The 12,444-nt window shown below is 67.0% G+C and carries 11 protein-coding genes; 4 read left to right on the top strand and 7 right to left on the bottom strand.

Features of this window, described 5'->3' with window-relative positions; translation table 11 throughout:
• Positions 1–72: 72 nt before the first annotated feature.
• The 3 genes from RCF13_RS09165 to RCF13_RS09155 all read right to left on the bottom strand — a co-directional run bounded on the left by RCF13_RS09165 (position 73) and on the right by RCF13_RS09155 (position 2,904).
• Entirely contained in the window at positions 73–651 is a 579-nt protein-coding gene (locus RCF13_RS09165) for an LON peptidase substrate-binding domain-containing protein (protein WP_111096656.1), read from the bottom strand.
• Positions 648–2,012: a UDP-N-acetylmuramate:L-alanyl-gamma-D-glutamyl-meso-diaminopimelate ligase gene (gene mpl / locus RCF13_RS09160; RefSeq protein ID WP_308141083.1), complete on the bottom strand. Its 1,365-nt coding sequence runs from the start codon at positions 2,010–2,012 to the stop codon at positions 648–650. Before mpl ends, RCF13_RS09165 begins: the two co-directional genes overlap by 4 nt.
• Before the next feature lie 328 nt (positions 2,013–2,340).
• Positions 2,341–2,904 carry an adenylate kinase gene (locus RCF13_RS09155; RefSeq protein ID WP_005419045.1) on the bottom strand — a complete coding sequence of 188 codons (564 nt, stop codon included), beginning with the start codon at positions 2,902–2,904 and terminating at the stop codon, positions 2,341–2,343.
• A 136-nt stretch (positions 2,905–3,040) separates the two neighbouring features.
• Here RCF13_RS09155 and RCF13_RS09150 point away from each other — a divergent pair, with 136 nt between their 5' ends.
• Together RCF13_RS09150 and RCF13_RS09145 are read left to right on the top strand one after the other, a co-directional pair.
• Entirely contained in the window at positions 3,041–4,297 is a 1,257-nt protein-coding gene (locus tag RCF13_RS09150; protein ID WP_061480500.1) for a 6-phosphofructokinase, read from the top strand.
• 117 nt (positions 4,298–4,414) lie between these two features.
• Positions 4,415–4,804 (top strand): DUF488 family protein, encoded by a 390-nt coding sequence (locus RCF13_RS09145; protein ID WP_005419050.1) that lies wholly within the window; start codon positions 4,415–4,417, stop codon positions 4,802–4,804.
• Positions 4,805–4,876: 72 nt separating this feature from the next.
• Here the strand turns inward: RCF13_RS09145 and RCF13_RS09140 are convergent, their stop codons facing one another.
• Positions 4,877–5,380 (bottom strand): hypothetical protein, encoded by a 504-nt coding sequence (locus RCF13_RS09140; RefSeq protein WP_134968682.1) that lies wholly within the window; start codon positions 5,378–5,380, stop codon positions 4,877–4,879.
• 308 nt (positions 5,381–5,688) lie between these two features.
• On the opposite strand from RCF13_RS09140, the gene RCF13_RS09135 reads away from it, so the two are divergent.
• Positions 5,689–7,716: a sodium-translocating pyrophosphatase gene (locus tag RCF13_RS09135; RefSeq protein ID WP_134968683.1), complete on the top strand. Its 2,028-nt coding sequence runs from the start codon at positions 5,689–5,691 to the stop codon at positions 7,714–7,716.
• Between the two features lie 95 nt (positions 7,717–7,811).
• On the opposite strand, the gene RCF13_RS09130 is transcribed toward RCF13_RS09135, so the two are convergent.
• Positions 7,812–8,279, bottom strand: a complete 468-nt coding sequence (locus RCF13_RS09130) for a YbaN family protein (RefSeq protein WP_134968684.1) — start codon at positions 8,277–8,279, stop codon at positions 7,812–7,814.
• A 31-nt stretch (positions 8,280–8,310) separates the two neighbouring features.
• Positions 8,311–8,898: a biliverdin-producing heme oxygenase gene (locus RCF13_RS09125; RefSeq protein WP_134968685.1), complete on the bottom strand. Its 588-nt coding sequence runs from the start codon at positions 8,896–8,898 to the stop codon at positions 8,311–8,313.
• Between the two features lie 107 nt (positions 8,899–9,005).
• Here RCF13_RS09125 and RCF13_RS09120 point away from each other — a divergent pair, with 107 nt between their 5' ends.
• On the top strand, positions 9,006–9,263 hold the full coding sequence (locus tag RCF13_RS09120) for a DUF2789 domain-containing protein (protein WP_005410930.1): 258 nt from the start codon (positions 9,006–9,008) through the stop codon (positions 9,261–9,263).
• Positions 9,264–9,359: 96 nt separating this feature from the next.
• Here the strand turns inward: RCF13_RS09120 and RCF13_RS09115 are convergent, their stop codons facing one another.
• Positions 9,360–12,278 carry a TonB-dependent receptor gene (locus RCF13_RS09115; protein ID WP_134968686.1) on the bottom strand — a complete coding sequence of 973 codons (2,919 nt, stop codon included), beginning with the start codon at positions 12,276–12,278 and terminating at the stop codon, positions 9,360–9,362.
• Between the last annotated feature and the right edge of the window lie 166 nt (positions 12,279–12,444).

Genomic DNA, 12,444 nt, shown 5'->3' with positions numbered 1-12,444 from the left:
GGGGGGGGGGGGGGGGGGGGCCCGCCGGCCCCCCCCCCGCGGAGGTAGATCCACGAGACGCGTGGATGGCTGCTACGGCATCCAGCCCAGCAGCTGCTGCAATCGCTGGTGCGGGTCGTCCATCTGCAGCAGCTGCAGGCGCTGCTGCTCGCTCAGCGGCAGCAGTTCGGCCAGCCGCCAGCCGACCCAGCTGGCCTGGTCCAGCAGCGCCGGATTGGCCGGCGCATAGGCCTCGCCGGCCTGCTCGATGATGTGCCCCAGCACCGTGGCCAGCAGTGCATGCTGCGGCCGCAGTTCGTCATCGGGGTCTTCCTCGCACCAGCGCACATCAGCCACCACCAGGCCGTTGTCGCGCACGCGGGTGCGCTCGACATGGAAGCGACGGGTGCCGCGCAGGCGCAGCTGCAGCACGCCGTCGGCGCCGACATCGAAGTCTTCGATGCGTACCTGCACGCCAAAGGCAGCCGGTGTCGCCGGTGCGCCGACCTCCTCGCCCTCGAGGATCAGGCAGACACCAAATCCCTCACCACTGCGGCCGCTGTCGCGGACCAGGTCCAGATAGCGCCGCTCGAACACGCGCAGGCCCACCGCTGCACCCGGCACCAGCGTGGTGTGCAGCGGGAACAGCGGCAGCGAGCCATCGCCGCTCATCGGGCCTGCAGCGCGGCGAGGAAGCGTCGCGGGGCACCGTCGAAGCCACCGTTGGACATGAATACCACGTGGTCACCACTGCGCGCGCTGGCCTGCAGCTGCGCCAGCAATGCGTCGGTATCGGGCACCGCGTGGGCCTGGCCACGCACCGCGGCGATCACCGCCGCAGCATCCCAGGCCAGTTCCGGGCGATGCAGGAACACCACTTCATCGGCCAGCGCCAGCGAGGGAGCCAGCGCCTGCGCATGTGCGCCCAGCCGCATCGAGTTGCTGCGCGGCTCCATCGCGACCACGATGCGCGCATCACCCACCTTGGAACGCAGGCCCTCCAGCGTGGTGGCGATCGCAGTCGGATGGTGGGCGAAATCGTCGTAGACGGTGATGCCGTCATGGCTGCCGATCACTTCCATGCGGCGCTTGACGCTGCGGAAGCGTGCCAGCGCCGGGATCACGTCGGCCGGGGCCACGCCTACCGCGTGCGCGGCGGCCAGCGCGGCCAGCCCGTTGAGCACGTTGTGGCGGCCCAGCAGCGACCACTGCACATCACCCAGCGCCTGCCCACGATGATGCACGCGGAACGCGCTGCCGTCGGCAGCCAGCAGCTCGGCATGCCATTCCAGCGCCGGATCGAAGCCGAAGCGCTCGACCGGGGTCCAGCAGCCCATCGCCAGCACATCGGCCAGGTACGGATCCTCGCCGTTGACGATCAGCCGGCCACGTGCGGGTACGGTACGCACCAGATGGTGGAACTGGCGCTGGATCGCGGCCACGTCCGGGAAGATATCGGCGTGGTCGTACTCAAGGTTGTTGAGGATGGCCACCAGCGGCCGGTAGTGCACGAACTTGCTGCGCTTGTCGAAGAAGGCCGTGTCGTACTCATCGGCCTCGACCACGAACTCGCGGCCCTGGCCCAGGCGGGCGGAGACACCGAAATCCTCGGCGACACCGCCGATCAGGAAGCCCGGCGAGCGGCCTGCACTTTCCAGCAGCCAGGTGAGGATGGTGGTGGTGGTGGTCTTGCCGTGGGTACCGGCCACGGCCAGCGTATCGCGGCCCGGCAGCACCTGCTCGGACAGCCACTGCGCGCCGGAGATATAGCGCTGGCCGGCATTGAGCACGGCTTCCACGGCGGCATTGCCGCGCGACAGCGCGTTGCCGATCACCACCTCGTAGGTGCCGGCCGGCACGCTGTCGGCACGGTAGCCCTGGTCCAGTGTGATGCCCAGCTGTTCGAGCTGGGTCGACATCGGCGGATAGATGGCCTGGTCGCTGCCGCTGACGGAATGCCCAAGTTCCCGCGCCAGGGCGGCCACGCCGCCCATGAAGGTGCCGGCAATTGCAAGGATATGTACGCTGCTCATGACCGAGGATTGTGACCGATGACGGCTGTATAGGGCCAATGTCCGCTATCGGGTAAGACAACCCCTACACGGGATGTGAGAAAACTCCAATCAGCTGTCAGGGAATTCCCGATAGCGATGTTCTGTGAACCCGGACACAATTCGAACTGCCAGCCGCAGTACCCGAACCGGTCCTACTCCCCAAGAGGCCATCCCCAAGGGAGCTCATGCTGCGGGGCCCTGAGCAAGCCCTTCGCTGGCGCCTATCAAACGACACAGGCCTGATCCTCGCGGACCAGGCCTGTGCTTTTTGCGCCCGAAGGACCGGAAGCATGCCGGCCCCGCCGGATCAGGCCTTGATCGCTGCCAGGATGCGGGCTTCGATCTCGTCCAGCTCACCGACGCCATCGACGCGGGCCAGGGTGCCACGGCCGGCGTAGAAATCGACCACCGGGGCGGTCTGGTCGTTGTAGACCTGCAGGCGCTGGCGCACCGCTTCCGGGTTGTCATCGGCGCGGCCCTGCTCCTTGGCACGACCGGCAATGCGGTCGACCAGCAGCTCGGTGGGCACATCCAGCTGTACCACCGCGTCCAGCGGCTGGCCGATCTTGGCCAGCAGGCCGTCCATCGCATTGGCCTGGGCCACGTTGCGCGGATAACCATCAAGGATGAAGCCCTTGGCGACATCGGCCTGGGTCAGGCGCGACTCCAGCATGCCCAGCAGGATGTCGTCCGACACCAGGTTGCCGGCATCCATCACCGTCTTGGCCTGCTTGCCCAGCTCGGTGCCGGCGGCGATTTCCGCGCGCAGCATGTCACCGGTCGAAATGTGGGCGATCCCCAGCTTTTCCTTCAGGCGCGTCGCCTGTGTCCCCTTGCCCGAACCGGGCGGTCCCAACAGAACCAATCGCATTTACCTGACTCCAACGTGTTGAAAACAAAGAAGGTTTGCGTCCCGGACGGTCCGGTATCGCTGCACCGCAATAGCGCCACTTTACCGCATCCGGGTAATGTCCCTGCAATGTCCCCTCCCCCGAGCAGGTAGAAGCATGCGCAACGGTACTCTCCTTTATGCCCAGTCCGGCGGTGTCACCGCCGTCATCAATGCCACGGCGGCAGCGGTGATCGAGCAGGCCCGGGCCAAGGGCATCAAGGTCCTGGCCGCCCGCAACGGCATCCTCGGCGCGCTGCGCGAGGAGCTGATCGACACCAGCAGGGAGAGTGCCGCCGCGATCCGCGCCCTCGCCCATACCCCGGGCGGCGCCTTCGGCTCGTGCCGGGTCAAGCTGAAATCGCTGGATGCCGACCGCGCCCGCTATGACCGTCTGCTGGAGGTGCTGCAGGCCCACGACGTGCGCTGGTTCCTCTACAACGGCGGCAACGACTCGGCCGACACCGCACTGAAGGTCTCGCAGCTGGCCAAGGCCTCCGGCTACGACCTGACCTGTATCGGCGTGCCCAAGACCATCGACAACGACCTTGCCGTTACCGATACCTGCCCCGGCTTCGGATCAGCGGCCAAGTACACCGCGGTCTCGGTGCGCGAGGCGGCACTGGACGTGGCGGCGATGGCCGAAACCTCCACCCGTGTCTTCATCTACGAAGCGATGGGTCGCCACGCTGGCTGGCTGGCCGCCGCCGCCGGCCTGGCCGGCAACGGTGATGACGAAGCGCCGCACATCATCCTGCTGCCTGAGCGCGCCTACGACGAGGCCACGTTCCTGGCCAAGGTGAAAGCCGTGGTCGAGCGCGTCGGCTACTGCGTGGTGGTGGCGTCGGAAGGCATTGCCACCGCCGATGGCCGCTTCGTTGCCGATGCCGGCGGTGGCAAGGACTCGTTCGGTCATTCGCAGCTCGGCGGCGTGGCGGCGCACCTGGCCGGCCGGGTCAAGGATCAGCTGGGCCTGAAGGTGCACTGGGCACTGCCCGATTACCTGCAGCGCTCGGCCCGCCACCTGGCCAGCAGGACCGACTGGGAGCAGGCGCAGGCGGTGGGCAAGGCCGCGGTGCAGCTGGCCCTGAAGGGCCGGAATGGCGTGATGCCGGTGATCGTGCGCAGCAGCGATTCTCCGTATCGCTGGAAGATCGAAGCCGCGCCGCTGTCGAAGATCGCCAACCACGAGAAGAAGATGCCGGCTGGTTTCATCCGCCGCGATGGCTTCGGCATCACCGCCAGGGCACGCGCCTACCTGTCACCACTGATCAAGGGCGAAGCACCGCTTCCCTATGGCACCGATGGCCTGCCGAAGTACGTCACCCTGAAGAACGTGGCGGTGAAGCAGAAACTGCCGGCCTTCGAAGGCTGACCTGAAAAAGGGGACGGAGGGGATTAAGTCGCATACGCCCCTCTGTCATCTCCAACAGCATCAGCAGTGGGTCGGATACGACTTAATCCCCTCCGTCCCCTTTTCATGGAGATCATCATGGCACTGCGTGTTGTCCGTCTCGGTACGCCGCGCCAACCCGGCGAGGGACTGCGAATCGGCACCGTTCGGCGCCCACCGCGCGGCGTGCCGCGCAGCGAGTTCGCCCGACAGGACTGGTACGACGTCTGGTTTCCTACCCTGTCACCCAGCGCGGAGCTGGTGAAGCGGGCACATGAGGCAACGACGGCGGCCGATTGGACCGCCTTCTTCCGCCATTACAAGGCCGAGATGAAGGCGCCCGATGCCGCCCACGCGCTGGACCTTCTGGCCGCGATGTCGCAACACAGCGACATCAGCGTGGGCTGCTACTGCGAGGATGAAGCGCACTGCCACCGCAGGGCATTGCGCGAGCTGCTGGTGGCGCGGGGGGCAATGCTGGCGGATTGATCGGCCGGATGCCGGCCAGCGGCCGGCACTACCACGCGTGGATGGCGGCGCGGGTGCACCGCCCACGCAACTTCAATTGCAAGCCTTGCCTTCCATCTGCAGCTGCGCGGCGAACATCGTCACCTGCGGAATCTGGCCGGCGGCGGCCTGCTTCTTCGCCTCTTCCAGATAAATGCGCGATTGGCCCTGCCCATCCAGCTCGACCTTGTGGCTCGACGGCAGGCGCCACACCCGCACCACCGCCTGCTGCGCCGGGCATGCAGCGTTGGGCACGCGGATCACATCATTGAGCTTCCAGCCCTTGTCGGCACTCGGCTGCGCCTTGGTGTAATCGACGAAGCGCGCGCGTGGCTGGCATTGCTCGCGGGTCCGGACGGCGGAGAAGCGATATGGCGCGGCGGCATCACCGGTGAACGCACCTTCCAGCCGCGCGCAGGCCTCGGGGATCTGCCGCAGCGTATGCACCGCGCCCACCGCCTGCGGCGCACCGACCGCACGCTGCAGTTCCGGCGTTTCCGCAGCAAAGGCCGGTGCGGCCGGGACCAGGGCGGCAAGCATCAACAGGGACAGGCGCATGGGGGATCTCCTACGGGGCTGTGCGCAGGCTTGCAGAGGCTGCCTTAACGGGGTGCAAAGGCCGTTGGCTCGCCAATCATGCCCAGGGCCCGACGGCATGCGCCGCGGCTCCCAGGAGCCAGTCGAGCATGGCTCGACTCTACAAGTGGCGGCACGCATACTGCGGGCACCAGGGAATGCTGAACACCGCCATACGTCGGACGACCGCCCAGGTCGGTACGGGTTGGTTCCAGGCTGCAGCCCGTCGTCCCCCTCGTGGTGCCGTTCATCGCCACTGGATGCCTACATCCATTCTGCGGAGGGGTCTAATGCTGGAACGTCACGGGCTGTCACTGGCGCTGGGCTGCGCCATTCTCGCGATCCTGTTCGGAATCGTCTCGGCGCGCTGGATCCTGCGCCAACCCACCGGCAATGCGCGCATGATCGCGATCGCCACCGCGATCCAGGAAGGTGCGCGTGCCTACCTCAACCGCCAGTACCTGACCATCGGCATCGCCGGCGTGGTGCTGTTCGTGCTGGTCGGTGTGTTCCTCAGCTGGTACACCGCGATCGGCTTCGCGGTCGGCGCGGTGCTGTCCGGCGCGGCCGGCTACATCGGCATGAACGTGTCGGTACGCGCCAACGTGCGTACCGCAGAGGCGGCGCGCAACGGCATCAGCGCGGCGATGGACGTCGCCTTCCGCGGCGGCGCGATCACCGGCATGCTGGTGGTCGGGCTGGGCCTGCTGGGCGTGGCCGGCTACTACGCACTACTGTTGCAGATGGGCCTGCCGATGGAACAGGCGCTGCACGCGCTGGTCGGCCTGGCCTTCGGCTCTTCACTGATCTCGATCTTCGCGCGGTTGGGCGGTGGCATCTTCACCAAGGGCGCCGACGTGGGCGCCGATCTGGTCGGCAAGGTCGAAGCCGGCATTCCCGAAGACGATCCGCGCAATCCGGCGGTGATCGCCGACAACGTCGGTGACAACGTCGGCGACTGCGCCGGCATGGCGGCCGACCTCTTTGAAACCTATGCAGTGACCGTCATCGCCACCATGCTGCTGGGCAGCCTGATGCTGGCCGAAGCCGGTGCCAATGCCGTGCTGTATCCGCTGGTACTGGGCGGCGTGTCGATCATCGCGTCGATCATCGGCGCGCTGTTCGTCAAGGTGAAGCCCGGCGGCTCGATCATGGGCGCGCTGTACAAGGGCGTGATCGTTTCCGGCGTGCTGGCCGCCATCGCCTTCTACCCGATCACCACCGGACTGATGTCCGACAACGTGCATGGACCGACGGCGCTGTATGGCTGCGCGCTGATCGGCCTGGTCCTGACCGGCCTGATCGTGTGGATCACCGAGTACTACACCGGCACCCAGTACAAGCCGGTGCAGCACGTGGCGCAGGCCTCGACCACCGGCCACGGCACCAACATCATTGCCGGCCTCGGCATCTCGATGAAATCCACCGCGCTGCCGGTGGTGGCGGTGTGTGCGGCGATCTGGGGCGCATTCGCACTGGGCGGCCTTTACGGCATCGCCATTGCCGCAACCGCCATGCTGTCGATGGCAGGGATGATCGTCGCCCTCGATGCCTACGGCCCGATCACCGACAACGCCGGTGGCATCGCCGAAATGGCCGAGCTGCCTTCGGAGATCCGCGACATCACCGATCCACTGGATGCGGTGGGCAACACCACCAAGGCCGTGACCAAGGGCTATGCGATCGGCTCGGCGGCGCTGGCGGCACTGGTGCTGTTCGCCGACTACACCCACAACCTGCAGGCAGCCAATCCCGGCCAGGAATTCCGCTTCGATCTCAGCGACCACACGGTGATCATCGGCCTGTTGATCGGCGGCCTGATTCCCTACCTGTTCGGTGCGATGGCGATGGAAGCGGTCGGCCGCGCGGCAGGCGCAGTGGTGGAAGAAGTGCGCCGCCAGTTCCGCGAGATTCCCGGCATCATGCAGGGCACCGGCAAGCCGCAGTACGACAAGGCGGTGGACATGCTGACCCGCTCGGCGATCCGCGAAATGATCGTGCCCTCGCTGTTGCCGGTCGCCGTGCCGGTGGTGGTCGGCCTGCTGCTGGGGCCGCGCGCACTGGGCGGCCTGCTGATCGGCACGATCGTCACCGGCCTGTTCGTGGCCATTTCGATGACCACCGGCGGCGGCGCCTGGGACAATGCCAAGAAATACATCGAGGATGGCCACTTCGGTGGCAAGGGCAGCGAAGCGCACAAGGCCGCGGTGACCGGCGACACTGTTGGTGACCCGTACAAGGACACCGCCGGCCCGGCGATCAACCCGCTGATCAAGATCATCAACATCGTGGCGCTGCTGCTGGTGCCGCTGCTGTAGATCCACGCGACGCGCGGATGGCAGGCTTGACAGGGTCGGATCCCTTTCCTGCGGAAAGGGATCCGACCCCGATGGCGGCCACCGCCCGGGCCCGGTCAGCAGGCAGCATCGTCTCGGGTTCCAGCGGTATCGGGGGATGCGGCGCGGCGGCGGGCCGCGCGAGGATCGTTGGCGTCGTCCACTTCCACGACCGGATTGGGCTCCGGTCGCGGTGCCGGCCGGCTGAGCACGTAACCGGCGCTGGCGGCAAAGAACAGGCCCACGCCAAGCAACAGGCGCCACGACGGATGCGCGCCCCAGCAGAACAGGGCAAAGCCCGCCGCCATGCCTGCGCTGGCAAACGCCTTGCCCTTGCCCGACACGGCGCCCTGCTCGCGCCACAGCCGCAGCGACGGGCCGTAGCGTGGATGCGCCAGCAGGCGCTGCTCGAACGTCGGCGAGCTGCGCGCGAAGCAGCCCACCGCGAGGATCAGGAAGATGGTGGTCGGCATGACTGGCAGCAATGCGCCGATCACCCCGAGGCCGACCATCAGCCAGCCCAGCGCGAACCAGAGCCAGCGCATCAGCGCTGCACCTGTGGGCGCGCGCCGCGCATCAGGCGAATTCCACTTCGACGTGGCGATGCACGCTGCGGAACGCAGCGTCGGCTGCATCGATCACCTGCTGGTCCTGCTCGGCACTCAGCGGCACCGCGTCCAGCGCAGCGGTGAACTCGCGCCAGTGGCGCGCTGCGCCATCGGGATGGGCGGCCAGGTGGCGGGCGCCGAAATCACGGTTCAGGCCGAGCTTGGCCGCCATCTTGTACAGGATGGTGCCGCCCAGATTGGAGCCTTCGGCCACGTACAGCCAACCCAACGCAGTCGGCAGCGCGAGGTCCGAGGGCAGCGCGTCGATGTCCGCGCCCGGGAGCGTCTGCTCCAGATCCTGCAGGTCGCGCGCGACCTGTCTCAGTCGGCGGCGCGCGCCCAGATCGGGCAGCAGTGCGCCCAGCGCAGGGTTGGCATACAGCGCATCGATGCTGCGGTGGAAGCGATACTGCACGCGCAGGAAACGGGCGAAGTTGCTGCGATCGGCGAAGATGTCACCGGCCATGATGCGCTTGTCCAGCGCACCGTGGCTGTCGCGGGTGGCGGCCTTGAGCCGCAGGCTGCGGCTGTCTTCGGGAGCGATGTGTGCGTTCATGGGGGAATGCCAGGAGGGTCGTCCTGCTGTAGACGTCTGCCACGGGGCTTTCCCCAAGGCCGTCTACACCGATAATGGGCCATCCCCTTGTCCATCCGGAATCGACGATGATCACCACCGAACCGCGCATGACCAACCTGTTCCTGCAGCTGGGCCTGGACGCCAGCGCCGAGGGCATCGCCCGCTTCATCCGCGAGCACCAGCTGGCCACCGACGTCGAAGTGGTCGAGGCGCCGTACTGGAATGATGCCCAGCGCCAGTTCCTGTCCGAGTCGCTGCAGGCCGATGCGGCATGGACCACCGTGGTGGATGAGCTGAACGAGTCGCTGCACGAAGATGCGGTGAAGGCGTCGAGCGGGCTGTAAGTGCCCTGATGGGGGCGCCGGGCATGGCCCGGCGCTACCGTTGTCTCGCGCTGGGGTCAGAGCCCTTTCCGCAGGAAAGGGAGCCGACCCCGCAGATCAGTACTTCCAGGTCAACGCCAGCCTTGCGGTGCGACCCGGCGCCGGCATCACGCCCAGGGCCAGCGGGTCCAGGTAATAGCGGTCGGTCAGGTTGTCCACGCCGGCTTCCACCGACAGCTGGTCGTTGAAGCTCCAGCTGGCGAACAGGTCGACCAAGGTGTTCGGCCGGTACAGCTGCTGGATCGCCGACAGGCCCACGTTCCAGTCCTTGTCCAGCGTGCTGATCGGGCCAGCGTTGTGGACCATGCGGGTGCCGAAGGTCAGGCGCTCGTCGAACAGGCGCGAGCCCAGGGTCAGGTTGACCATGTAGCGCGGCGGGTTCTGGGTGTTGGTGTACGACCCCTCGAAGCCGCCGTCCACGCAGTTGGGCGTGTGGGCCAGCTCATCGTTCCTGCGCTGTGCGCCATAGGCCCGGCGCTCGGCGGCGATGTCCGGCGCGCAGGTCTTGGCTTTGAAGTAGTAGTGCGCGGACAGGTCGGCGAAGACCTTGCCGCTGTCATAGCTGGACTGGAACTCCATGCCCGAGACCTTGAACTGATCGACGTTGCGGATCAGGCCGGCCGACAGCGTGCGGTAGTCACGGGTGATCAGGTCGTCGATGCGGGTATCGAAGTACGCCAGCTTCAGCGCCAGGCGGTCGCCGGCGGTGAACAGGTCGTAGCGGAGGGTGCTGGCACCGATTTCCCAGCTGCGCGCACGCTCCGGCTTCAGCTCACCCACCGGCTTGGCGGCGGTGAACAGGCCCAGCGTGGTCTCGAACAGGCTCGGCAGCTTGGTGCCCTCGGCGTACTTCACATAGACCAGGGTGTCTTCGCTGAAGCGGTAGGCCACGCTGGCAGTCGGCGAGAACGCGGTGTCACGGCGGCGGATCGGCGGCGACCAGGTCCAGCTGACCGGCACTTCCAGATCCTGCGGTTTGCCGGCGTCATAGAAGTTCCACCCACCGATGTCGCCCACCGTGCCCTTCTTGTACGGCGAGGCCAGCAGCGATTCCTGGGTGAAATTGCCATTGGCATCCGGATACCAGTTCAGCAACGCGATGCGCTTGGCGCGCCACGAGGGCAGTGCCGGGTTGCCGTTGAGCAGCTCGGTGTAGCGGTACTGGCCCTGCACCTCATAGGTATCAGGCGTGGCCAGGCGGTTGCGGTCATGCACCTCCACGCGGTTCCAGCGGCCGCCGGCCAGCAGTTCCCAATGCTCATCGGGCTGCCACTTCAGCGAGGCCACGGCGCTGTATTCCTTGCGCTCGGCGTTGCGCAGGAAGCGGTTGTTGACCAGGTCGTCATGCTTGATCGGGCCCGAGTCGCCCGGGGCGATATCTTCGTCGCTGTAGGACAGGCCATAGTCGAGCGTGAACGCTCCGGCGCGGGTGTCGAACGTCGAGGTGTTGCTGGCATCCAGGTTGAAGCGCTTCTGCCGCAGCGGGTTCCGGTAGGCATCCTTGTAGCCGGGATCGCCACTGAAACTGGGCGCGTCGTACCACTCGGTGCGGCGATCGAAGTACCACGGCGTGATGCCGGTCAGGCTGTTGTACATCACGCTGTCGGTGTCGGTGTACGCTGCATTGACGCGCAGGTCGATCAGCTCGCTGTCCGGATCGAAGCGATAGCGCAGGGTGTAGCTGTCCATGTCGACGTGGCCCGGGTCCCACTGCGGGATGCGGTCACGGTCGACGCGGATGATCTGCGAGGCCATGATCTCGCCGGCCGTGCCTTCATAGCGGCGGTAGCCGGCTTCCAGGCTCTGCGTGTCATCGATGCGCCAGGTGCCCTTGAGCAGCGCCGACTTCGAACGCGAGGAGGTGTTGAACACTTCGGTGCGCGGCGGATTCAGCGGCGCCAGCGTACGACGGGTCTGCGGGAAATCATCGTAGCCGTGCTTGCCGGAGAAATAGTTGCCGTTGTCCCGGTACGCGTAGGCCGCAACCAGGTCGAAGCGCTCCCAGTGACCGGCACCGGCCACGTTGAAGAACTGGCTGCCGGTGGCGCTACGATCGGTGCGCGGCGTCGCACTGAAGGACGGCAGGTTGTTGGCACTGCCATTGGCCAGGCCACTGCGCACGCGCACGCCGAAGTCGCGCCCTTCGCGCAGCACGTCACCGATCTTCAGCGTCTCCATCTCGACCATACCGCCGATGCCACCGGAGGCGTTGGCCTGCAGGCTTGGGCCCTTGGTGATGGTCAGGCTGGAGATCAGGTCGGGGTCGAGGTAGGTGCGCTGTGACTGGCCCGCATAGCCGCGGTAGGTATCCATGCTGGACTGGCCACCGTCGATGATCACCGGTACGCGGCCCTGGCCCTGGATGCCACGGATGTTGACGTCGAAGCCATTGCCGACGCGCGGATCACCGGCGGTGACACCGGCCACACCCTTGACGATGTCACCGTTGGAGGTGCCGCGGAAGCGCTCCAGGTGCGCGCGGTCGAGCGTGGTGATCGAACCCACGCTGCGGTAGCTGTCGAGCAGGCGTGCTTCATCGTTGTTCGCACCACTGTCGACGCGGTCGCCGGCCACACTCAGCGTGCCGGTGACGATCACACCGCTATCGGCCCGCACCGGCGTTGCTGCCTCCAGAGTGACCGCATCGGCGCTGACCCGGCGCACCGCCACACCACTGCCCTGCAGCAGGTGCTGCAACGCCTGGTTGGCCGACAGGCTGCCGCTGACCGCGTGGGAGGTTGCGCCGTGTGCCAGCGATGCGGGGTACACCACCTGCACGCCGGATTGGCGCATGTAGCTGCGCAGCGCCTCATCCAGCGGTTGTGCAGGAATTTCGAAGCGCAGTACGGCCGCGTGGTCGCTGCGGGCGCTCTGCGCCAGTGCGGGTGGCGTCGTGCTGGCCAGCCCGGCGGCAAGCAACGCAATGCACAGACGGGACGGGCGCAGTACGCGGCCCGAGCGGTGGGAGTCGAACATGGAAGAACCTGTCAGGTAATCGGTGCCGCGAACGCGGCGTCATCCGCAACACGGGCGGACACGGCGACGTACGTGGCGACGGCGGGTACGTTCGCCGGGTAAGACGGCTGGGCACGCGACAACCCCAAGAGCGATTTGCGGTCGCAGGGGATGCCGACGGTGCGCG

The sequence above is a fragment of the Stenotrophomonas maltophilia group sp. RNC7 genome (genome assembly GCF_030910085.1).
Lineage (GTDB): Bacteria > Pseudomonadota > Gammaproteobacteria > Xanthomonadales > Xanthomonadaceae > Stenotrophomonas > Stenotrophomonas sepilia.
Note: the sequence above shows the minus strand (reverse complement) of the source record. Positions and strands in the feature narration are given on the sequence as shown.

Bases quoted from the DNA above. Each gene is read 5' to 3' on its own strand.
- RCF13_RS09165 (WP_111096656.1), bottom strand. From the start codon at position 651: ATGAGCGGCGATGGCTCGCTGCCGCTGTTCCCGCTGCACACCACGCTG.
- mpl (WP_308141083.1), bottom strand. From the start codon at position 2,012: ATGAGCAGCGTACATATCCTTGCAATTGCCGGCACCTTCATGGGCGGC.
- RCF13_RS09155 (WP_005419045.1), bottom strand. From the start codon at position 2,904: ATGCGATTGGTTCTGTTGGGACCGCCCGGTTCGGGCAAGGGGACACAG.
- RCF13_RS09150 (WP_061480500.1), top strand. From the start codon at position 3,041: ATGCGCAACGGTACTCTCCTTTATGCCCAGTCCGGCGGTGTCACCGCC.
- RCF13_RS09145 (WP_005419050.1), top strand. From the start codon at position 4,415: ATGGCACTGCGTGTTGTCCGTCTCGGTACGCCGCGCCAACCCGGCGAG.
- RCF13_RS09140 (WP_134968682.1), bottom strand. From the start codon at position 5,380: ATGCGCCTGTCCCTGTTGATGCTTGCCGCCCTGGTCCCGGCCGCACCG.
- RCF13_RS09135 (WP_134968683.1), top strand. From the start codon at position 5,689: ATGCTGGAACGTCACGGGCTGTCACTGGCGCTGGGCTGCGCCATTCTC.
- RCF13_RS09130 (WP_134968684.1), bottom strand. From the start codon at position 8,279: ATGCGCTGGCTCTGGTTCGCGCTGGGCTGGCTGATGGTCGGCCTCGGG.
- RCF13_RS09125 (WP_134968685.1), bottom strand. From the start codon at position 8,898: ATGAACGCACACATCGCTCCCGAAGACAGCCGCAGCCTGCGGCTCAAG.
- RCF13_RS09120 (WP_005410930.1), top strand. From the start codon at position 9,006: ATGATCACCACCGAACCGCGCATGACCAACCTGTTCCTGCAGCTGGGC.
- RCF13_RS09115 (WP_134968686.1), bottom strand. From the start codon at position 12,278: ATGTTCGACTCCCACCGCTCGGGCCGCGTACTGCGCCCGTCCCGTCTG.